The sequence below is a fragment of the Xanthobacter pseudotagetidis genome, assembly GCF_043194795.2.
Classification (GTDB): domain Bacteria; phylum Pseudomonadota; class Alphaproteobacteria; order Rhizobiales; family Xanthobacteraceae; genus Xanthobacter; species Xanthobacter tagetidis_A.
Genome location: NZ_CM195534.1, coordinates 3785211 through 3806614 on the forward strand (window position 1 = coordinate 3785211; position 21404 = coordinate 3806614).

General features: G+C 70.3%; 20 protein-coding genes. 14 read left to right on the forward strand and 6 right to left on the reverse strand.

Features of this window, described 5'->3' with window-relative positions; translation table 11 throughout:
* Positions 1-6: 6 nt before the first annotated feature.
* A complete protein-coding gene (locus V5F67_RS17315; RefSeq protein ID WP_445328687.1) occupies positions 7-2514 on the reverse strand; it encodes a circularly permuted type 2 ATP-grasp protein in 2508 nt (835 codons plus the stop codon).
* A 452-nt stretch (positions 2515-2966) separates the two neighbouring features.
* On the reverse strand, positions 2967-3773 hold the full coding sequence (locus V5F67_RS17320; protein WP_394021720.1) for an enoyl-CoA hydratase/isomerase family protein: 807 nt from the start codon (positions 3771-3773) through the stop codon (positions 2967-2969).
* Positions 3774-4065: 292 nt separating this feature from the next.
* On the opposite strand from V5F67_RS17320, the gene V5F67_RS17325 reads away from it, so the two are divergent.
* The 11 genes from V5F67_RS17325 to V5F67_RS17375 all read left to right on the forward strand — a co-directional run bounded on the left by V5F67_RS17325 (position 4066) and on the right by V5F67_RS17375 (position 15277).
* Positions 4066-4389 carry a DUF2849 domain-containing protein gene (locus V5F67_RS17325; RefSeq protein ID WP_394021719.1) on the forward strand — a complete coding sequence of 108 codons (324 nt, stop codon included), beginning with the start codon at positions 4066-4068 and terminating at the stop codon, positions 4387-4389.
* 27 nt (positions 4390-4416) lie between these two features.
* Complete coding sequence (locus tag V5F67_RS17330; protein WP_394021718.1) at positions 4417-6069, forward strand: nitrite/sulfite reductase; 1653 nt, start codon at positions 4417-4419, stop codon at positions 6067-6069.
* Positions 6056-6571 (forward strand): DUF934 domain-containing protein, encoded by a 516-nt coding sequence (locus tag V5F67_RS17335; protein ID WP_394021717.1) that lies wholly within the window; start codon positions 6056-6058, stop codon positions 6569-6571. The genes V5F67_RS17330 and V5F67_RS17335 overlap by 14 nt, the downstream gene beginning before the upstream one ends.
* Positions 6568-7278, forward strand: coding sequence for a phosphoadenylyl-sulfate reductase (locus tag V5F67_RS17340; RefSeq protein ID WP_394021716.1), 711 nt, complete (start codon positions 6568-6570; stop codon positions 7276-7278). Before V5F67_RS17335 ends, V5F67_RS17340 begins: the two co-directional genes overlap by 4 nt.
* Before the next feature lie 185 nt (positions 7279-7463).
* Positions 7464-8483 (forward strand): sulfate ABC transporter substrate-binding protein, encoded by a 1020-nt coding sequence (locus tag V5F67_RS17345; protein WP_394021715.1) that lies wholly within the window; start codon positions 7464-7466, stop codon positions 8481-8483.
* A 246-nt stretch (positions 8484-8729) separates the two neighbouring features.
* Positions 8730-9515: a sulfate ABC transporter permease subunit CysT gene (gene cysT / locus V5F67_RS17350; protein ID WP_394021794.1), complete on the forward strand. Its 786-nt coding sequence runs from the start codon at positions 8730-8732 to the stop codon at positions 9513-9515.
* On the forward strand, positions 9512-10426 hold the full coding sequence (gene cysW, locus V5F67_RS17355; protein WP_394021714.1) for a sulfate ABC transporter permease subunit CysW: 915 nt from the start codon (positions 9512-9514) through the stop codon (positions 10424-10426). The genes cysT and cysW overlap by 4 nt, the downstream gene beginning before the upstream one ends.
* The gene (locus V5F67_RS17360; protein ID WP_394021713.1) at positions 10423-11472 is read left to right on the forward strand and encodes a sulfate/molybdate ABC transporter ATP-binding protein; all 1050 of its coding nucleotides are present in this window, start codon (positions 10423-10425) and stop codon (positions 11470-11472) included. The genes cysW and V5F67_RS17360 overlap by 4 nt, the downstream gene beginning before the upstream one ends.
* A 207-nt stretch (positions 11473-11679) precedes the next feature.
* Complete coding sequence (locus V5F67_RS17365; RefSeq protein ID WP_394021712.1) at positions 11680-11871, forward strand: hypothetical protein; 192 nt, start codon at positions 11680-11682, stop codon at positions 11869-11871.
* A 212-nt stretch (positions 11872-12083) separates the two neighbouring features.
* Entirely contained in the window at positions 12084-13268 is a 1185-nt protein-coding gene (locus V5F67_RS17370; protein WP_394021711.1) for an efflux RND transporter periplasmic adaptor subunit, read from the forward strand.
* 35 nt (positions 13269-13303) lie between these two features.
* Entirely contained in the window at positions 13304-15277 is a 1974-nt protein-coding gene (locus V5F67_RS17375; RefSeq protein WP_394021793.1) for a MacB family efflux pump subunit, read from the forward strand.
* A gap of 40 nt (positions 15278-15317) precedes the next feature.
* Here V5F67_RS17375 and V5F67_RS17380 read toward each other — a convergent pair whose 3' ends face one another.
* A complete protein-coding gene (locus V5F67_RS17380; protein WP_394021710.1) occupies positions 15318-16253 on the reverse strand; it encodes a DMT family transporter in 936 nt (311 codons plus the stop codon).
* 360 nt (positions 16254-16613) lie between these two features.
* Positions 16614-17600, reverse strand: a complete 987-nt coding sequence (moaA, locus tag V5F67_RS17385) for a GTP 3',8-cyclase MoaA (protein ID WP_394021792.1) — start codon at positions 17598-17600, stop codon at positions 16614-16616.
* A gap of 255 nt (positions 17601-17855) precedes the next feature.
* Here moaA and V5F67_RS17390 point away from each other — a divergent pair, with 255 nt between their 5' ends.
* Positions 17856-18245 carry a gamma-butyrobetaine hydroxylase family protein gene (locus V5F67_RS17390; protein WP_394021709.1) on the forward strand — a complete coding sequence of 130 codons (390 nt, stop codon included), beginning with the start codon at positions 17856-17858 and terminating at the stop codon, positions 18243-18245.
* 18 nt (positions 18246-18263) lie between these two features.
* Here V5F67_RS17390 and V5F67_RS17395 read toward each other — a convergent pair whose 3' ends face one another.
* The gene (locus V5F67_RS17395) at positions 18264-18848 is read right to left on the reverse strand and encodes a TetR/AcrR family transcriptional regulator (RefSeq protein WP_394021708.1); all 585 of its coding nucleotides are present in this window, start codon (positions 18846-18848) and stop codon (positions 18264-18266) included.
* A 270-nt stretch (positions 18849-19118) separates the two neighbouring features.
* On the opposite strand from V5F67_RS17395, the gene V5F67_RS17400 reads away from it, so the two are divergent.
* A complete protein-coding gene (locus V5F67_RS17400; protein ID WP_394021707.1) occupies positions 19119-19817 on the forward strand; it encodes a glutathione S-transferase family protein in 699 nt (232 codons plus the stop codon).
* 19 nt (positions 19818-19836) lie between these two features.
* The gene (locus V5F67_RS17405) at positions 19837-20634 is read left to right on the forward strand and encodes an SDR family NAD(P)-dependent oxidoreductase (RefSeq protein ID WP_394021706.1); all 798 of its coding nucleotides are present in this window, start codon (positions 19837-19839) and stop codon (positions 20632-20634) included.
* Positions 20635-20643: 9 nt separating this feature from the next.
* Here V5F67_RS17405 and V5F67_RS17410 read toward each other — a convergent pair whose 3' ends face one another.
* Positions 20644-21390: an SDR family oxidoreductase gene (locus V5F67_RS17410; RefSeq protein ID WP_394021705.1), complete on the reverse strand. Its 747-nt coding sequence runs from the start codon at positions 21388-21390 to the stop codon at positions 20644-20646.
* Between the last annotated feature and the right edge of the window lie 14 nt (positions 21391-21404).

Genomic DNA, 21404 nt, shown 5'->3' on the forward strand with positions numbered 1-21404 from the left:
GCCGCCTCACAATGCCAAGGTGAGGGTCATCTCCGGGGAATGGCCCTGGAGGAAATAGTGGGCGGAGATCTCGTCCGACAGCTCCATGAGCAGGTCCTCCATGGACTGGAACCAGGCGGGATCGAAGCTCTCGGCCGTAGCGGCGGCAAGCTCGGCCTGCATGCGGGCGACGAGGCGCTCCCAGCGCGGCGGCGGCGCGTCCATGTCGCGGCCGGGCAGCACCTTGAGATGGGCTGCCATGCGCTCCACCTGGAACGCCACCGAGCGCGGATTGTCGGGATCGAGCAGCACGAGGTCGAGCACCGGCCCGCGCGCCTCCATCATCACGTAGCGGGTGCGGTAGGTGATGCGGCTGTCCGCCACCTGCAGCAGCGCGTCGAGCGAGCCCGGCGGAGCGCCCTGCTCGCCGAAGGTCTGGGCGAAGCGCAGCGTACCGATGGCGCGTTCGGTGCGCCGGCCGAGCTCCAGGAAGCGCCAGCCGGTAAGACGGTTCATGTTCTCGGAAGCAAGGCCGGAGAATGCGGCGATGATACGCAGCGCCGCGTCCGCCCGCTCGTGGGCGTCGGCCTCGGAGGGGGCGGTGGGCACCGGCAGGTTCACGCAGGCCTCCAGGTCCACCAGGGCGCGCCAGGCGTCGGGCGAGAAGCGGTCGCGGATGACGGCGGCGGCCGAGCGCGCGGCGAGCACCAGCTGCGGCAGGGCGCCGGGGATGTCGTGGCGGGTGAGCACGGCGATGGCGTAGCGCGCCGGCGTCGCCCGCACGAGGTCGCGCGGCATGGCGCCCCAGGCGCCAAGCAGCCCGAGCAGGCGCGAGACCAGGGGGCTGGTGCCCTCGTCGCCGCTTTCGGCAAGGCGGCTCACCAGAACGCGGGCAAGCCGCAGCGTCGCCTCGGCGCGCTCCACATAGCGTCCGAGCCAGAACAGGTTGTCGGCGGCCCGGCTCGGCAGCGTGCCGGAGGAGCGGCGCACCTTGACGTTGTCCGGGCTCGGCAAGAGCGTGGTGTCGGAGACGGCGTGCTCGGACAGCACCCATACGTCCGCCGAGCGGTCCCCCTTCTGGAGGGAGACGGCGCGCGAATCGGGGGCCGAGGAGATGCGGCAGAATCCGCCCGGCATCACCTCCCATCCGCGCTCGGTGGCGCACAGGAACACGCGCAGCATGAAGGGGCGCGGCGTCAGCTTGTCGCCGGTCCACACCGGCGTGGTGGAGAGCCGCGCGATGTCCTGCCCCACCACGTCGGCGCCGCGGCGGGCGAGCACGGTGGCGAGCCGCCGCCGGGAAGCCGGGGTCAGGTCGGCGCCGATCACCGAGCCGCCCTCGGGCAGACCGGGCACCGGGCGGCCGAAGGCGGAGCCCAGCACCAGTTCGTCCAGGTGCTCCAGAACCTGGACGCGCTCGGCCTCCTGGCCGCACCACCAGGTGGCGACGTGGGGCAACTTCAGCGGGCCGCCGATGAGCCGCTGAGCGAGGCGCGGCAGGAAGGCGAGCAGCGCCGGCGCCTCCACGAGGCCCGACCCCAAGGCGTTGGCGAGCGCCACACCGCCGGTGCGCGCAGCCTGGACCAGGCCCGGCACGCCGAGGCGCGAACGGGCGTTCAGCTCCAGCGGGTCGGCAAAGTCGGAATCGAGCCGGCGCAGCAGCACGTCCATGCGTCTGAGGCCTGCCACGGTGCGCACGTGGAGCGCGTCGCCACGCACGGTCAGATCCTCGCCCTCCACCAGCAGGAAGCCGAGGTAGCGGGCGAGCAGAGCGTGCTCGAAATAGGTCTCGTTGAGCGGGCCGGGGGTGAGCAGGCCGATGCGCCCTTCCCCGGTGCGGTCGAGCTTCATCAGCGAGGTGCGCAGCGCCTGGAAGAAGGCGGCGACACGGTGCATGCGCAGCGCCCGCGAGACATCCGGCAGCGCGCGGGTGAGCGCGAGCCGGTTCTCCAGCGCATAGCCGGCGCCGGACGGCGCCTGCGTGCGGTCGGAGAGCACCCACCAGCGCCCGTCCGGCCCGCGGCCGACATCCGCCGCATAGACCCGCAGATAGCGCCCGCCCAGCGGCTTGACGCCCACCAGCGGGCGCAGGAATTCCGGGCTGCCGGCGACCGCCGCGGCGGGGATATCGCCCTCGGCCACCAGCCGGGCGGGTCCGTAGAGGTCCCTGAGCACCAGCTCCAGCAGCTCGGCGCGCTGGATCAGCCCCTGGGACAGCGCATCCCAATCGGCCGAGCCGAGCACCAGCGGCAGGTGGCTGAGAGACCAGGGGCGCTCGTCGCCGCCGGCATCGTCATAGACCCGGTAGAAGACGCCGGAATCCTTCAGGTACCGGTCAGCGGCGGAGAAGCGGCGGCGCAGCTCCTGCGGCCCGAGTTCGGCCAAGGCGGCGAGGAACGGCACCCAATGGGCGCGCGGCTTGCCTTCCGCGTCCATCATCTCGTCGCGGATGCCGGGCAAGGTCTCGTAGCCGCCGAGCACGCTCTCGACCGCAGCCCTCTCGAACACCTCGCTGCGCTGCTCGGCCCCCGACACGCAAAACCCCTTCCCCCGCGGCGCTCCCCCGGCCGGGCCTGCCATTATGCCCAAAGGCGAGGGAGATGCACCCGCGCGCGCCGAACAATGCGCCGCGCCCGGCGCTTGCCGCTCCCCGGCCGGAGGGGGCGGCGGCGCAGGCGGGAGCGGGGTTCTTGCGCCTTGACGGGGAGGCGGCTGAGGAAAGAATTATTCTCAACGATGCGCGCGGGCCACACTGCCTGCGGCCGGAGCACGCAATCGGGACGCAAGACGCGAAAGGCCGCGCCGATCAGCCGAACAGGATCGCCGCCACGATGACCGCATAAGAGGCGGCGAACAGGATGCCGTCCCGCACCAGCGGGGAGAGACGGGAGATCATGGACCTGAACCCCAGACAATTAAGTTGACTGATTTTATGTAATTACCGTGAGTATCGTCAATAACCAATTATCAAACGTGAAAATCCCGCCTCACTCCCCCTCAAAGCTCGGAGAGCGCTTCTCCACGAAGGCGGCGACGCCCTCGGCGAAGTCCCGCGTGCCGGCGCTCGCTACAAAGGCATCCCGCTCAGCCTGGAGCTGCTCCGACAAGGTGTGGGAGAAGGAGGCGCGCATCAGGTGCTTGATGCGCCCATAAGCGAGCGTGGGGCCCGCGGCGAGGCGCCGGGCGAGCGCATCGGTTTCGGCGGCGAGGTCTACGGCAGGCACCACCTTGTTCACCAGGCCGAGCCGCAGTGCCTCGGGGGCATCGATCACCTCGCTCAGCAGGGCCATCTCCAGCGCCTTGCGCAGCCCGACGATGCGCGGCAGCGAGAAGGTGCCGGAGCCGTCCGGCGTGGTGCCGATGCGGGCATAGGCCATGGTGAAGCGGGCATCGTCCGCGGCGATGGAGAGGTCGGCGGCGAGCATCACCGAGAACCCCGCCCCGGCCACCGCGCCCTGCACGCTGGCGATCACCGGCGCATGGAGCGAGGCCAGCGTCACCATGGCGTGGTGGAACGGCTCGATGATGGCCGCCACCACCTTCGGCGCGTCCTTGCCCGCGGCATGGAAGCGGGCGACGTCGCCGCCGGCGAGGAAGGCCCGCCCCTCCCCCGAGAGCACCACGGCGCGCACCGCCTGATTCTTCGCCGTGCGGTCCACCGCATCCTTGAAGGCGAGGATCGTCGGCTCGTCGATGGCGTTCAGTACCGCCGGCCGGTTGAAGCGGATGCGGGCGATGCCATCCGCGACCGAGAACAGTATGGGGGCGGCATCGGCGGACGGGCTGTCGGACATGGGTGCTCCCTGGACCATTCATTCTGGCCGCTGCCGGCCGGGTTGCGCAGGCTGCCCGAGCGGCGGGATTGCCACAAGGCTCCCCTGGCGGCGACCCGGCCTTTCAAGGCGCCAGACGCCTGCCTCTTTCCACAAGGGAACATTATTTCACGTTAATAAAATGCATTTATTTTCATATTGCGCAGATTGATTATGCGATTTATTTTAAATTCCACTAGATAACGATGTTTTAACGCTTCCAAACTGTGGTTTTCAGGATGGGAGCCAGACGGATCGAGCGAGGAGCGCGGGAATGACCTCTCCCCTCCAGCGCAAGCTGAAGATCACCGGCCCCACCGTGGTGACGGCCAATCGCCTGGCGGACGGCGCCGTGGTCTGGCTGAGCCAGAGCGGGCGCTGGACCGAGCGCCTCGCCGAGGCCGAAGTAGCAACCACCGCCGACACGGCCCACCGGCTGCTCGACATCGCCCACGCGGACGAGCGCACCGCGGTCGGCGCCTATCCGGCCACCGTTACGCTGTCGGGCGAGGGCGTGCCGCAGCCCGCCACCCTGCGCGAGCGCATCCGCGCCGCCGGTCCCACCGTCGCCCAGCCTTTCCAGCCCGGCGCGTTCTGAGCGCGCGGCAACCGATCAGGGTCCATCATGTATGTGCATGACGAGTTCGACCGCGCCTTCCTTGCCGAGCGGGTCGAGGACTTCCGCGACCAGGTGGCGCGGCGCCTCTCGGGCACGCTGAGCGAGGAGGAGTTCAAGCCGCTCCGCCTCATGAATGGCGTCTATCTCCAGCTCCACGCCTACATGCTGCGGGTCTGCATCCCCTATGGCACGCTGTCGGGCACGCAATTGCGCGCCCTCGCCGCCGTCGCCCGCAAGTACGATCGCGGCTACGGTCACTTCACGACGCGGCAGAACATCCAGTTCAACTGGATCAAGCTCGCGGAATTGCCGGACGCCATGGCCGAGCTCGCCAAGGTCGGCATCCACGGCATCCAGACCTCCGGCAACTGCATCCGCAACACCACCACCGACCCGTGGGCCGGCGCCGCGCCCGACGAGATCGAGGACCCGCGCCTCTATGCGGAGATCATCCGCCAGTGGTCGACGCTGCACCCCGAATTCACCTTCCTGCCGCGCAAGTTCAAGATCGCCATCACGGCGGCGCGGCACGACCGCGCCGCCATCAAGGTGCATGACATCGGCCTGCGCCTGCACCGGCGGGACGGGAAGACCGGCTTCGAGGTGATCGTCGGCGGCGGGCTTGGCCGCTCGCCCTTCATCGGCAAGACCATCCGCGATTTCCTGCCGAAGGAGCACCTGCTCTCCTACCTGGAGGCGGTGCTGCGCACCTACAATCTCGAGGGTCGGCGCGACAACATCTACAAGGCCCGCATCAAGATCCAGGTGCACGAGATCGGCCTGGAGGAATTCACCCGCCGCGTCGAGGCCGAGTGGGAGGCGATCCGCGACGGGGCATTGAAGCTCGACGCCGCCGCCGTCGACCAGGTGCGCGCGCATTTCGCCACTCCCGACTTCGAGCCGCTGGACAACGATCCCGCCGCGCTCGCGGCGGCGCTCGAAGACCCAGCCTTCGCCCGCTGGCACGCCAATGCGGTGGCGCCCCACAAGGCGCCGGGCCACGCCATCGTCACCTTGTCGCTGAAGCCCATCGGCGGCCCGCCGGGCGATGCGACCGCCGACCAGATGGACGCCATCGCCGACCTTGCCGAGCGCTATGCCTATGGCGAGGTGCGGGTCGCCCACGAGCAGAACCTCACCTTCCCGCACATGCGCCAGAAGGACCTGCCCGAGCTGTGGGCCAAGCTCGACGGCATCGGCGTCGCCACGCCGAACGTCGGCCTCGTCAGCGACATCATCTCCTGCCCCGGCCTCGACTACTGCTCGCTCGCCAACACCCGCTCCATCCCCATCGCGCAGGCCATCTCCGAGCGCTTTTCGGATGGCGCGCGCGCGGCCGAGATCGGCAGGCTGCACCTCAATATCTCCGGCTGCATCAATGCCTGCGGCCACCACCATATCGGCCATATCGGCATCCTCGGCGTGGACAAGAAGGACGAGGAATTCTTCCAGATCGCCCTCGGCGGCAAGGGCAACTTCAAGGCTCGCCTCGGCGAGCTGATCGGTCCCGCCATCCCGCAGAGCGAGATCGTCGATGCCGTGGAGCGCATCGTCGACACCTATCTCGAACTGCGCACCTCCCCGTCCGAGACCTTCATCGCCGCCGTCGAGCGTCTCGGCCTCGACCCGTTCAAGGAGCGCGCCTATGCCTCTCGTTAAGTCCGGCACCGTCACGGCCGATCCGTTCGTTGTCGCTGCCGATGGCGAAGCGCTGCCTGAGCGCGCGGTGATCGTCTCCGCAGCGCGCCTGCTGTCGGGCGACCCGGCGCTCGCCGCCCATCGCGGTCCGCTCGGCGTCGCCTGGCCGAACGACAAGGACGTGGGCCTGCTCGCGCCCCACCTGCCACGCCTTGCCCTGGTGGCGCTCACCTTCCCGAAGTTCCGCGACGGACGCGCCTTCAGCCAGGCGCGCCTGCTGCGTGAGCGCCACGGCTTCCAGGGCGAGGTGCGCGCCACCGGCAACGTGCTCCAGGACCAGGTGCTGTTCATGACGCGCTCCGGCTTCGACGCCTTCGTGCTGGAGAAGGATGAGGACGCCGCCGCGTTCAAGGCGGCGCTGGGGCGCTATTCGGTGTTCTACCAGCCCACCGGCGACGGTCGGGCAACGGTGCGCGACCTGCGGTCGGCCGCACCGGCGCGGGTGCTCGAGGCGGCCGAATGAACGCCTTCGACCCGGCTGGCCCCCGGCTCGACGCCGCGACGCTGGATGCGCGCCTCAGGACGGCGCGCCCCACCGAGATCATCGCGGCGGCGCTCGACGCCTTCCCCGGCCGGGTGGCGGCGGTCTCCTCCTTCGGCACGGAATCGGCGGTGCTGCTGCACCTGATCTCCCAGGTGGATCCGGCGATGCCGGTGCTGTTCCTCGACACCGGGCACCTGTTCCCGGAGACGCTGGCCTATCGCGATGCGCTGGCGGAACGGCTCGGGCTGACCGGCATCGTCACCTTCCGGCCGGACGCGCGGGAGCTTGCGGGGCGCGACCCCGGGAACGCGCTGTGGGCGGAGAACCCGGACGCCTGCTGCGCCCTGCGCAAGGTGGAGCCGCTCGCCCGCGCGCTTGTGCCCTACGGGGCCTGGATCAACGGCCGCAAGCGCTACCAGGCGGCGACGCGGGCCGACATTCCGGTGGTGGAGACGGACGGGGCGCGGGTGAAGTTCAACCCGCTCGCCGCCATGGTCCGCGCCGACCTCGAGGGCTACATGGCGGCTCACGATCTGCCGCGGCATCCGCTGGAGGCGTTCGGCTTCGCCTCGGTGGGCTGCATGCCCTGCACCACCCGCGTCATGCCGGGCGAGGACCCGCGCGCGGGGCGCTGGCGGGGGCGCGCCAAGACCGAGTGCGGCATCCATATCGCCGAGGGAATCTGAAGCGCCGCAACGGTTCCGGAACCGGTGGAAGGCTTTGCCATCCGCCGGTTTTTTGTTGCCTGAGAATATTTTACTTAAATCCATAGATTTTGTAGAAAAATGCATTGACCCTCCGGAGAACGAGTGCCATCGTTTCGCTCGATCGGAATAAATCGGGGGCCGACGCCGGCTCCGAAGGAGGTCCCATGACGCACCGTTCCACGCCGCTGCGCGTTCTCGTCACCGGCGCCGCGCTGGCGCTTTCCCTCGCCGCCGGCTCCGCGCTCGCCGCCGACACGACGCTGCTCAACGTCTCCTACGACCCCACCCGCGAGCTCTATGCGGACGTGAACAAGGCGTTCGTGGCCGAATGGCAGAAGGCCCACCCCGGCGACACGCTGAAGATCAACCAGTCGCACGGCGGCTCGGGCAAGCAGGCACGCTCGGTGATCGACGGCCTGGAGGCGGACGTGGTGACCCTGGCGCTCGCCTACGACATCGATGCCATCGCCGAGAAGGGCCTGATCGCCAAGGACTGGCAGAAGCGCCTCGCCGAGAATTCGGCGCCCTACACCTCGACCATCGTGTTCCTGGTGCGCAAGGGCAACCCGAAGAACATCAGGGACTGGGACGATCTGGTGAAGCCCGGCATCAAGATCGTCACCCCGAACCCGAAGACCTCCGGCGGCGCGCGCTGGAACTACCTCGCCGCCTGGGGCTACGCGCTCAAGAAGAACGGCGGCGACGAGGCCAAGGCCAAGGAGTTCGTCAAGGCGTTGTTCAAGAACGCGCCCGTGCTCGACACCGGCGCGCGCGGCTCCACCATCACCTTCGTGGAGCGCGGCATCGGCGACGTGTTGCTGGCCTGGGAGAACGAGGCCTATCTCTCGGTGAACGAACTCGGCCCCGACAAGTTCGACATCGTCACCCCCTCGCTCTCGATCCTCGCCGAGCCGCCGGTGACGGTGGTTGACAAGGTGGTGGAGAAGAAGGGCACCCGGGAGATTTCCGAGGCCTATCTGAAGTTCCTCTACACCCCCGCAGGCCAGGAGCTGGCCGCCAAGCATTATTACCGCCCGCGCGACGAGCAGGTGGCGGCCAAGCACAAGGACACGTTCGCCAAGGTCGACCTGTTCACCATCGACCAGGTGTTCGGCGGCTGGCAGAAGGCGCAGAAGACCCACTTCGGCGACGGCGGCGTATTCGACCAGATCTATTCGAACTGACGGACGACGGCAGAGATCCGTGCGCCCCCTCCCGAACACCGTCATGCCCGGGCTTGTCCCGGGCATCCACGCCGCGCCGATGGCGCGCGGCGTCGCAGCGTTGCGCCCGGCCGCAGGCCGTGTATGGCCGGGGCAAGCCCGGCCATGAGCCGTTCCGCCATCACGGCGCCAGCCGCAGCCGGCCCCACCGCCACCGGCCGCCGCTTCCGCCGCCCGCGGAGCGTGCTGCCGGGCTTCGGCATCACCATGGGGCTGACGCTGACCTGGCTCGGCCTTATCGTGCTGCTGCCGCTCTCGGCGCTGTTCATCAAGACCAGCGAGATCTCGCTGGAGCGCTTCATCGCCATCGTCACCAGCACGCGCACGCTCCACGCGCTGCAGATCTCGTTCGGCCTCTCGCTCGCGGCAGCGGCAATCAACCTCGTGTTCGGCGCCATCGTCGTGTGGGTGCTGGTGCGCTACGACTTCCCCTTCAAGAAGGGGGTGGACGCGCTCATCGACATCCCCTTCGCCCTGCCCACCGCGGTCGCCGGCATCGCGCTGACCGCGCTCTACGCGCCCAACGGCTGGATCGGCGCGCTGCTGGCGCCGCTCGGCATCGAGGTGGCGTTCACGCCCTTCGGCATCCTGGTCGCCCTCATCTTCATCGGCCTGCCCTTCGTGGTGCGCACGGTGGAGCCGGTGCTGGCCGATCTCGACCAGGAGCTGGAGGAGGCCGCCGCCAGCCTCGGGGCGACCCGCCCCCAGGCGCTGTGGCGCGTGGTGCTGCCCTCCATCTGGCCGGCGCTGCTCACCGGCTTCGCCCTCGCCTTCGCCCGCGCGGTCGGTGAGTACGGCTCGGTGATCTTCATCGCCGGCAACCTGCCGGGGGTGTCGGAGATCGCGCCGCTGCTCATCGTCATCCGCCTGGAGGAATTCCGCTACGCCGACGCCACCGCCATCGCCTGCGTGATGCTGGTGGCCGCGTTCGCGCTGCTGTTCGTCATCAACCGCCTGCAGCGTTGGGCCGAGACACGGGGAGCCAAGGCATGACCGACGCCGTCGACGACGGGCGCCTCCTCGCCAGCGAGGGCTTGCCCACCGGCTTCGCGCGCGCCGATGCCGAGCGGCGCGCCACCGGCAAGCAGGTCCATACCGAGCCCGCCGCCGTGCGCATCGCGCTGACGCTGGTGGCGCTCGCCTTCCTCGGCCTGTTCATCGGCCTGCCCTTGGTGGTGGTGTTCGTGGAGGCGCTGAAGCGCGGCGCGGAGGCCTATGTCTCGGCGCTCGTGAACCCGGATGCGCTGGCCTCCATCCGCCTGACGCTGCTGGTGGCCGCCATCTCGGTGGCGGCGAACCTGCTGTTCGGCCTGGTGGCCGCCTGGGCCATCGCCAAGTTCGAGTTCCCCGGCAAGAGCACGCTCATCACCTTGATCGACCTGCCGTTCTCGGTGTCGCCGGTGGTGGCGGGCCTTTCCTTCGTGCTGCTGTTCGGCGCGCAGGGCCTGTTCGCCGCGCACCTCGCCGCGTGGGACGTGAAGATCATCTTCGCCGTGCCCGGCATCGTGCTCGCCACCATCTTCGTCACCTTCCCGTTCGTCGCCCGCGAGTTGATCCCGCTGATGCAGGAGCAGGGCACGGCCGAGGAGGAGGCGGCAGTCTCGCTCGGCGCCTCCGGGCTCTCCACCTTCTTCCGGGTGACGCTGCCGAACGTGAAATGGGCGCTGCTCTACGGGGTGCTGCTGTGCAACGCCCGCGCCATGGGCGAGTTCGGCGCGGTGTCGGTGGTGTCCGGCCACGTGCGCGGGCTGACCAACACCATGCCGCTGCACATCGAGATCCTCTATAACGAGTACCAGTTCGCCGCCTCCTTCGCGGTGGCGTCCCTGCTCGCTCTCCTGGCTCTCGTGACGCTGGTCGCGAAGACCATCCTGGAACACCGTCTCGCCGAGGAAGACAGATGACCATCGAGGTCGCGGGCGTCACCAAGCGCTTCAAGAACTTCGCAGCGCTCGACAATGTGAGCCTCACCATCCCCACCGGCGAGCTGGTGGCGCTGCTCGGCCCGTCGGGCTCGGGCAAGACCACCTTGCTGCGCATCATCGCCGGGCTCGAATGGCCGGATGCGGGCGAGGTGCGCTTCGACGGCGAGGACGCGCTCGCGCGCTCGGTGCGCGAGCGCAACGTGGGCTTCGTGTTCCAGCACTACGCCCTGTTCCGGCACATGAACGTGTTCGAGAACGTCGCCTTCGGCCTGCGCGTGCGCAAGGGCGCCGACAAGCTGCCGGAGGCCGCCATCCGCGCCAAGGTGAACGAGCTGCTCTCGCTGGTGCAGATCGACTGGCTGGCGGAGCGCTACCCCTCCCAGCTCTCCGGCGGCCAGCGCCAGCGCGTGGCGCTCGCCCGCGCGCTCGCCATCTCGCCGAAGGTGCTGCTGCTGGACGAGCCGTTCGGCGCGCTCGACGCCAAGGTGCGCAAGGAATTGCGCCGCTGGCTCCGGCACCTGCACGAGGAGCTGCCCGTCACCTCCGTCCTCGTCACCCACGACCAGGAGGAGGCGCTGGAGCTGGCCGACCGGGTGGTGGTGATGGGCCACGGCCGGATCGAGCAGGTGGGATCGCCCGCCGAGGTCTATGACGCGCCGGCCACCGCCTTCGTGCACGACTTCATCGGCGAGACCGTGGCGCTGCCCGGCGAGGTGCGCGCCGGCGCGCTGTTCCACGACGGCAAGCCGCTGGGGCTTGCCGCCGCCGGCGTGCCGGACGGACCGGCGCGCATCCTCGCCCGCCCGCACCAGGTGGATCTCGCCCCGCCGGGTGAGGCGCCGTTCTCGGGCCGCGTGCTGTCGCTGCGCACCTTCGGCCCCACCCGCCGCGCCGACGTGGAGATCGCCGACGGCGCGGGCAAGACGGTGGTCGAGGCGGCGGTGCCGCTCGACCTGCCGCTGGAGGCAGGCGCCGTGGTGGGCCTGAGGCCCCGCGCCTACAAGGTGTTCGCCGCCAAGACGTGACCCTGGCGCCGAGCGGCGCCGAGCCGCCCGCCCCAGGCCCTGCGCCCGCCTCGCTCCGCCCGCTCACGGCATGGGCAGGCCGCCGGCTTGCGATTGGCGCCCCGCCGCCACACGGCGGGGCGGACGAGATTTCGCCATAGGGGCATGCTTTCCTGAAGGGATGGGATGCGGCGATACCGCCGGCCCGCATGTTCGAGGAGAGGTTTCGTGCCGCCGCTCGTCATCGCCGCCCTGGGAGTGCTTGGCGCCGCCGCTCTGGTGAAGGTGATCGCATCCGAGAGCCGCCGCGTGAACGAGGCGCTGGCCCGCCGCCGCGCCGCCGAAGACGCGCCGGAAGCGCCGGTGACGCGGCTTGAGCGCGATCCTGAGACCGGCGCCTACCGCCCGCGCCAGGACTGAGACCACCGGTCCTTGCAGCCATGCCGCGCGAGGCCCATCCGCGCACGTTACAGCGAATTCATTTCGGCCCGCGCCCGGAAACGGCTAAGCTGATTTTGGCGGCGCAATAAACCATTTCGACGGTTTCGGCTTTCGCTCCTTGCGCGGTATCCATGTTGCAGACGCCTCCTCCCGATCCTTCCCGTGCCGATCCGTCCCGCGCGGCGCGCACCATGCTGCCCCTTGCGCCGCGCCGGCCGCTCTGGCGCCGCTTCGGCGTGCTGGCGCTCACCGCCGCGCTGGTGCTCGGCGGCGCCTACTGGTGGAGCCGCGGCCGCGAGACCGCCGCCGTCCCCGCGCTCCAGACCCAGCCTGTCACCCGCGGCGACATCGAGCAGCAGGTGACCGCGCTCGCGGTGATCGAGCCCAAGACCTACGTGGATGTGGGCACCCAGGTGTCCGGCCTCTTGCGCAAGATCCACGTGGAGATCGGCGACGAGGTGAAGAAGGGCCTCCTGCTCGCCGAGATCGACCCCACCGTCTATCAGACGAGGGTGCTGGGCGACCAGGCCCAGCTCGACAACCTGAAGGCCCAGCTCGCGCAGCAGAACGCGCAGCTCGACCTCGACCGCCTGCGCAACGACCGCGCGCAGAAGTTGCTCGCCTCCAAGGCCGGCAGCCAGGACGCGGCGGACGCCACCAGCGCCACCGTGCGCATCGGCGAGGCCAAGGTCGACGCGCTCAAGGCGCAGATCAAGCAGACCGAGGCGACGCTCGACGGCGACCTCGCCAATCTCGGCTACACCAAGATCTTCGCCCCCATGGACGGCACCGTGGTCTCCATCGATGCGCGCGAGGGCGGCACGCTCAACGCCAACATGACGGCGCCGGTGATCCTGCGGGTCTCCGACCTCGACACCATGCAGGTGAAGGCCCAGGTGGCCGAGGCCGACATCCCCAAGGTGAAGGTGGGCATGGAGGTCTATTTCACCACGCTGGGCATGCCGGACCGGCGCTTCACCGCCAAGGTGGTGCAGATCCTGCCCACGCCCGAAACCGTCAACGACGTGGTGTTGTACTCCGTCCTCATCGACGTGCCCAACACCGAGCGCCTGCTGATGACCTCCATGAGCGCGCAGGTGTTCTTCCGCCTCGGCAGCGCCAGCGACGTGCTCGTGGTTCCGGTCTCCGCCGTGCGCCCGCTGTCGCGTGGCCGCAAGGGCGAGGCCAAGGACGAGGCCATCGTCCGGGTGCTGGACAACGGCGCGGTGAAGGAGCGGCGCGTTCGCACCGGCCTTGCGAACCGCACCATGATCGAGGTCCGCGAGGGCCTCAAGGAGGGCGAGCAGGTGGTCACCACCGCCGACCTGGCGCGCACCGAGCGCCGGATGCCTCCGCCGCCGCCGGGGATCATGTGAGCGCCCCCGCCCCCTCCGCAGCCCTCGCGCGCGATGTGGCCGAGGCGCCGGCCGGCACGCCGGCGGATGTGCCGCTCATCGCCCTCGCGGGCGTCGACAAGCTCTATCCCTCCGGGGACAGCGTGGTGCACGCGCTCGACGACGTCTCGCTCACCATCATGCCGGGTGAGTACGTGGCCATCATGGGCCAGTCGGGCTCGGGCAAGTCCACGCTCATGAACATCCTCGGCTGCCTCGACCGGCCGACGCGCGGCACCTACCGGGTGCTGGGCCGGGACGTGGCGACGCTCTCCCCCGACGCGCTCGCCGCGCTGCGCTCGCGCACCTTCGGCTTCGTGTTCCAGCGCTACAATCTCCTGCCCGCCATCTCGGCGGAGGAGAACGTGGAGATTCCCGCCATCTATGCCGGCCGGCCCAAGGCCGAGCGGCGCGAGCGGGCGCGCGCGCTGCTGGCGCGGCTCGGCCTCGCCGAGCGGGCGGACCACAAGCCGTCCCAGCTCTCCGGTGGCCAGCAGCAGCGCGTCTCCATCGCCCGCGCGCTCATGAACGAGGCGCCGGTGATCCTCGCCGACGAGCCCACCGGCGCGCTCGACAGCCATTCCGGCGAGATGATGCTGGCGCTGCTCGGCGAGCTGCATGCCGAGGGGCGCACCGTCATCCTCATCACCCACGACAAGGATGTGGCGGCCCACGCCGAGCGCATCGTGCGCATCCAGGACGGGCGCATCGTCTCCGATGAGCGGCAGAAGGCGGCGCCGGCAACGCGCGCCTCCACCTTCGGCGCCGAGCACCTGGACCTGAAGGCCCACAATCCGTTCCTCTCCGACCTCTCCGAGGCCGTCAAGATGGCCTGGCGCTCCATGACCGCCAACGCCTTCCGCACCGCGCTCACCTTGCTCGGGGTGGTGATCGGCGTCGGCGCCGTGATCGCCATGATGGCCATCGGCGAGGGCTCGAAGCAGAACGTTCTGAACCGCATCGCCTCCATGGGCACCAACCTGCTCATCGTCCGACCCGGCGCCCCGGGCGTGCGCGTCACCGGGGCCAACGCCTCGCTGCAGGCCGAGGACGCGGCCGCCATCGCCGACGAGGTGGGCAACGTGATCGCGGTCTCGCCCGAGCGCTACACCACCGCGACCCTGCGCGTCGGCAACATCGACTACGCGACCATGGTGCAGGGCGCCGGGCCGGGCTTCACGATCGCCCGGGACTGGGGCATGCAGTCCGGCGCCATGTTCACTGAGGCCGACTATGACGCCTACGCGCCGGTGATCGTCCTGGGCGCGACTGTGGCGCGGGTGCTGTTTCCCGGCGAGAACCCGGTGGGGCGCTACGTGCTGGTGCGCAACGTGCCGTTCCAGGTGCTCGGCGTGCTGGCGCCGCGCGGCGCCAACGCCTTCGGCTCCGACCAGGACGATTTCGTGCTGATGCCGCTCTCCACCGGCTTCATCCGCGTGTTCGGCCGGCGCTACGTCAATTCCATCACCATCGCCGTGGCGGACACCGACCGCATCGACGAGACACAGGCCGAGATCACGTCGCTGCTGCGCCGGCGCCACCGGGCCGACGACTTTCAGCTCCGCAACACCTCCTCCATGCTGGAGATGGCCACCGCCTCGGCCGACACGCTGACCACCATGCTTGCGTCGGTGGCGGCCATCTCTCTCATCGTCGGCGGCATCGGCGTCATGAACATCATGCTCGTCAGCGTCACCGAGCGCACGCGCGAGATCGGTATCCGCATGGCGACCGGGGCGCGGCGCTCCAACATCATGCTGCAGTTCAACACCGAGGCGCTGGTGGTGTGCGGCGTCGGCGGGATCGTCGGCGTAGCGCTCGGGATTGGCGCGGCCATGGGGCTGGAGTATCTCGGCGCGCCGGTCGCCTATGCGGCCGCGCCGGCCCTGCTTGCCTTCGGCTGCGCCTTCCTCACCGGCCTCGTGTTCGGCTACCTGCCGGCGCGCAAGGCGGCCGGCCTCGACCCGGTGGTGGCGCTCGCCTCCGAGTGAGGCGGCCGGAGCGTCCCTGTCCGCCCGCCGGATGGCGGCGTCAGTCCTTGGGTGCGGCGAGGGCGACCGTGGGATGGGCGGGCGCGCCCGGCGCCCCCTCGCGGCGGGCGCGGCGGCTGCGCCGATGCTCAGCCTGGATGGAGTAGAGCCCGGCGCCCACCACCAGCACGATGCCGATCCAGGCCCAGCCGTCCGGCAGTTCCCCGAACACCGCGAAGCCGGAGACGATCGCCCCGAACACGAGGATGTAGCGCAGCGGCGAGACCAGGCTCACCGGCGCGTTGCGGAACGCATAGACCAGCAGCAGCGTGCCGAGCGCGAAGGTGAGCGCCGAGGCCGCGAGCTGGCCCACCACCAGCGCCGATGGCATGCGCCAGGGCTCGAACGGCGCCAACAGGGTGGAGGCGAGGCCAAGCACGAGCGTGGTGGATACCCCCACCACCGCGCCGGGGATCTCCATGCCGATGTTGCGGGTGACGATATCGCGCAGCGAACCGCTGAGCGCGGCCACCAGCGGCAGCAGCGCCACCAGCTGGAACGTCGCCGGGTCCGGCCGCATGACGATCACCGCGCCGGCGAAGCCGATGACGACGGCGCACCATTGCGGCAGGCTGACCCTCTCGCCCAGCAGGGGCACCGCGAGCGCCACCGTCATGAGCGGCGCGGAAAGGTAGATGGTGGTGGTGGAAGCGATCGGCATCACCGCCAGCGCGCCCACATAGAGCACAGTGGTCAGGGTATCGAGGCCGGAGCGCGCCAGCACCCGCGGCCGGAACGCGTGGAGCACCAGCCCGAGCTCGCCCGCGCGCGCCACCAGCGCCAGCAGCAGGAGGCCCGCGAACAGCGAGCGCAGCGCCAGCGCCTGGCCCAGCGGCACCTCGTGCATGGCCACCTTGAGCAGGGTGTCGTTGGTGATGAACAACGCCATGGACGCCACCATGGCAACCATGCCCCGCACGTTGGGGGCGGCGCTCATGGCCGGTCCTCCCCGGCACGCGGCGGGGCGCTGGAAGAGGGGCGCGAGGTGGGAAAGATCGCTCGGGGGCGCATGGGATCACTGGAATACGGGAACCGCCGCTGCGGCCGGGATGCGGGCGCCGGTCCGGCGCGCAATGATCCCAACCCCCAGGGCGGAAACGTGAATCTTTCACAAAGGCCGGCACGGCGCGCCAGCTCGGTTGATCTAACCGATTTGTCCCGGAAACCGATCTGCGCGTTCGATGGGTCTTGGGCACGAGCCCGGCGTCCCGAGCATGGCGCCGACATGGAGGCGCCTCAATCGGCCCCAACGGAAGGGGAAAAGGACCGCGCAGGGATGACCCGCACGGGCGCCCGCTCAGCCGCCGGTCATGCTCATGTGGCGGCGGACCGCCGGTTGGCGGGTCTGCCGGTCGATGACGAAGTCATGCCCCTTTGGCTTGCGGAAGATCGCCTCGTCGATGGCCCGGTCGAGCAGCGCGTCGTCGGCCGCCGCGCGCAGCGGCGCGCGCAGGTCGGCGGCGTCCTCCTGGCCAAGGCACATGTAGAGCGTGCCGGTGCAGGTGACGCGCACCCGGTTGCAGCCCTCGCAGAAATTGTGCGTCAGAGGGGTGATGAAGCCGAGCCGCCCGCCGGTCTCCTTCACCTCCACATAGCGCGCCGGGCCACCGGTGCGGTAGGCGATGTCGGCGAGCGTGAAGCGCTCCTCCAGCTGCGCGCGCACCTGCGAGAGCGGCAGATACTGGTCGACCCGCTCCTCGCCTATCTCGCCGAGCGGCATCACCTCGATCAACGAGAGGTCGTGCCCCTCGCCGTGCGCCCATTCCATGAGCGTCGAAATCTCGTGCTCGTTCACGTCCTTGAGCGCAACGGCGTTGATCTTCACGTGGAGGCCCGCCGCCTTGGCGGCACGGATGCCCTCCATCACCTTGCCGAGATCGCCCCAGCGGGTGATGGCGCGGAACTTGTCGGCGTCCAGGGTGTCGATGGAGACGTTGACGCGCTTCACCCCGCAAGCGGCGAGGTCGGCGGCGTAGCGGGCGAGCTGGGAGCCGTTGGTGGTGAGCGTCAGCTCCTCCAGCAGCCCGCTCTCCATGTGGCGCGAGAGGGCGCGGAACAGGGTCATCACGTCCCGCCGCACCAGCGGCTCGCCGCCGGTGAGGCGCAGCTTGCGCACCCCGCGGCGGATGAAGGCCGAGCACAGCCGGTCCAGTTCCTCAAGCGTGAGCAGATCCTGCTTGGGCAGGAAGGTCATGTGCTCCGCCATGCAATAGACGCAGCGGAAGTCGCACCGGTCGGTGACAGAGACGCGCAGATAGGTGACGGCGCGGCCGAACGTATCCATCAGCGGCGCGCTCTCGCGGGCGGCGCCGGCCGGACGGTCGATCAGGTCCCTGAGCACGCTTGCCTTGCGGTCCACCACTGGCACCTCGTGTCTTCCTCCCGCGGCGTCCCGCGGCCGGATCCAGCCGGTCCGGCGCCCATCGCCGAGAAAGCGTGCGGCGGGCGCATCCCGCTTATATATCGTATGCACCGCGCCGATGGGTAGGCGCGACGCGCACAATCGTGTGCCGCCGTGCAGCAAAGGGAGCGCGAAGCCGTGCCGGACCTCGAAACCACCTCGCCCTCGGGCCCCGCTGACGCCTGGCCCACGGAGCTCAGGGTGGTGGAGGGCAGGCACGCTTTGGCCGTGACCTTCGAGGACGGCGCCGCCTTTGTCCTGCCGGCGGAATACCTGCGGGTGGAGAGCCCGTCCGCCGAGGTGCAGGGCCACGCGCCGGGCGAGAAGATCACCGTTCCCGGCAAGCGGCGGGTGCGCATCGCCGCCGTCGAGCCGGTGGGCAACTACGCGGTGCGGCTGCAGTTCGACGACGGCCACGGCACCGGCATCTATACGTGGCCCCTGCTCCACGCTCTGGGTCAGGAGCAGGAGGCGCGCTTTGCCGCCTACCTCGCCGAGCTGGAGCGCCAGGGCCTGTCGCGCGGCTGAAGCTCCCGCGGCGGCGCCTCAGGGCGCCCGGAGCATGGCGAACAGCGGGCGCAACATGCCGTTGAGGCGCTCCGGCGAGGGGTCGACGCGCGAGAGCACACGTAGCCCCAGCAGCTGGCCGAGCAGCATGGCGGCGAGCTCGTCCGCCTCGCCGGGGGCGGCAATCACCCCCATCGCCCTGCCCTTCTCCACCTGGCGCTGGAAGAAGCCCTGCATGGCGTCGAGCACCGCCTCCACGTGGCGGCGGAACTCCGGATCGTGGGGCGCCAGCTCCAGGGTGGCGTTCACCAGGAAGCAGCCTTTGCGTTCGGGGTCGCCGACGGAATTGGCGATCACCTCGGCGAAGAAGGCCTCGATCGCCTCCAGCGGCGGCAAGGCCTCCAGCCGGGCGATGCGGTCGTGGACGCCGGCGCGCACATAGCGCTCGAACGCCAGTTCGTAGAGCGCTCGCTTGTCGCCGAAAGCGTTGTAGAGGCTGGCGCCGGTGATCCCCATCCCGCCCGCGAGGTCGCGCACCGAGGTGGCCTCGTAGCCCCTGGACCAGAAGCAGTCGAGAGCGGCATCCAGCACCGCCGCCTCGTCGAAGGCGCGGGGCCGGGCCATCAGGACGACATCCCGTGGACAAGAAAATCCTGCGGCGTGGTCATCCCGGGAATTTTAGAGCAAACGATTGGAAACACAACGAAGCGGCATCGGACCAGGACCGGGACGCCGGAAATCCCGGGGCGGTCCCGTCCATCCCGCTTGCCAGGAGCCCGCGCCGGAGTCATTTTAGATCGTCCGATCTAAAATTGGTCGAGCCGCGACAGGCGCCACCGCGTGGCGCTTCGGCACGGCCGCGCGACCTGAAGTCCACCAGCCGGGAAGGCCGCCATGATCCGCTTCTACTTCCACCCCACCCCCAACCCAATGAAGGTCGCCCTCCTCCTGGAGGAGACCGGCCTGCCCTACACGGTGGTGCCGGTGGATACCCGCAGGGGCGAGCAGCACGCCGCCGCCTTCCGGGCGATCAATCCCAACGGCAAGCTGCCCGCCATCGTCGACGAGGACGGCCCCGGCGGCGCGCCGGCGCGGGTGTTCGATTCGAGCGCGATCCTGCTCTATCTCGCCGAGAAGGCGGGGCGCTTCCTCGGCCGCGCCGAGGACCGGCCGGAGATGCTCTCCTGGCTGTTCTTCATCGCCTCGGGGCTCGGCCCCTTCTCCGGGCAGGCGGTGCACTTCCAGCTGATGGCGCCGGAGAAGCCGGCCTATGCCGTCAACCGCTACCGCCGCGAGGCGGAGCGCCATTACGCCATCCTCGACGCGCGGCTGGAGGGCCGTCCGTTCCTTCTCGGCGACGACTACACCATCCTCGACATGTCCGCCTGGGGCTGGATCGAGCGCGCCGGCGCGGTGCTTCCGGGCAGCGACGATCCGCTCGCCGCCTTTCCCAGCATCGCCCGCTGGCACGCCGCCGTCAGCTCCCGCCCGGCGGTGGCGCGGGCGCGCCTCGTGGGCACCGGCCATGCCTTCAAGCAGGACATGGACGAGGAGACGCAGCGGGCGCTCTTCCCCTCCAACTACGCCGCCTGAGGCGGACAGGAGCAGTCCCATGCAGCTTCGCGGCAAGCGCGTCCTCATCACCGGCGGCACGAGCGGCATCGGCCTCGCCGCCGCCCGGCAGCTCCAGGACAAGGGCGCCCGGGTGTTCGTCACCGGCCGCCGGCCGGACGTGCTCGCCGCCGCACTCGACGCGCTCGGCCCGGGCGCGCGGGGCGCCGCCGCCGACGTGGCGGGCGAGGCCGGCCGGGCGGCGACGCTCAATGCGGCGCTGGCCGCCCTGGGCGGGCTCGACGTGCTCGTGAACAATGCCGGCGCGGTGCGCGCCGGCCGGCTGGAGGAGACCGGCGAGGCCGAGATCCGGGCCATGGTGGAGGTGGACCTCCTCGCCCCCATCCTGCTCACCCGCGCCGCGCTGCCGGCGCTGCGCGCCTCCGGGGAGGCGATGGTGGTGAACGTCGCCTCCGGCATCGCCCTGGTGGGCGTGCCCTTCTATGCCACCTACGCGGCGGTGAAGGCGGGCCTCGCCCATTTCGGCGAGGCGCTCCGGCGCGAGCTTCTGGGCGAGGGCGTGCATGTGCTCACCCTCTATCCCGGCGCCACCGACACGCCGATGATGAAGACCTCGCGTGCCGGCGCCGACCTCGGCTTCGTCAAGGAGGCCGCGGACGAGGTGGCGGCCGCCCTGGTCGCGGGCATGGAGGCGGACGCCCTCGACGTGCGCCGCCTCAGCCCCCAGCGCGCCCAGATGGTGGCGCTCAACGGCACCGATCCCGCCGCCCTCGACGCGCGCTTCCTGCAGATGAAGCCGGCGCTCGCCGCGGCGGTGAAGGACCACGCCGCCTTGTGAGCCCGCGCGTCAGCCGCGGCCGACGAAGGGCATCTTGGTGGCCATGATGGTCATGAACTGCACGTTGGCCTCCGGCGGCAGGCCCGCCATGTAGACCACCGCGCTCGCCACGTGGTCGACGTCCATCACCGGCTCGACCTTGGTGGAGCCGTCGGCCTGGAGGATGCCGGCCTTCATGCGCTGGGCCATCGCGGTGTCTGCGTTGCCGATGTCGATCTGGCCGCAGGCGATGTCGTAGGCGCGGCCGTCGAGGGAGGTCGACTTGGTGAGGCCGGTCATGGCATGCTTGGTGGCGGTGTAGGGCGCCGAGAACGGGCGCGGCGCATGGGCCGATATGGAGCCGTTGTTGATGATGCGGCCGCCGCGCGGCGCCTGCGCCTTCATCACCCGGAACGCCTCCTGGGTGCACAGGAACGGCCCGGTGAGGTTGGTGTCCACCACCGCCCGCCACTGGGCGTAGGTGAGATCCTCCAGCGGCACGGCCGGCGCGCCCGTGCCGGCATTGTTGAACAGCAGGTCGAGGCGGCCGAACTTCGCCACCGTGGCGTCGAAGAGCGCCTTCACCGATGCCGGATCGGTCACGTCGGTGGGCACCGCGAGCATGTCGGCGCCGGGCGCCAAAGCGGCGGTCTCATCGAGCGCGTCGGCGCGCCGGCCGGCGAGCGCCACCGCATAGCCCGCCTTGGCGAGCGCCACCGCGACCCCGCGCCCCACGCCCGAGCCCGCCCCCGTCACCAGCGCGATCCTCTTGGTCATTGTCTGCGTCCTCC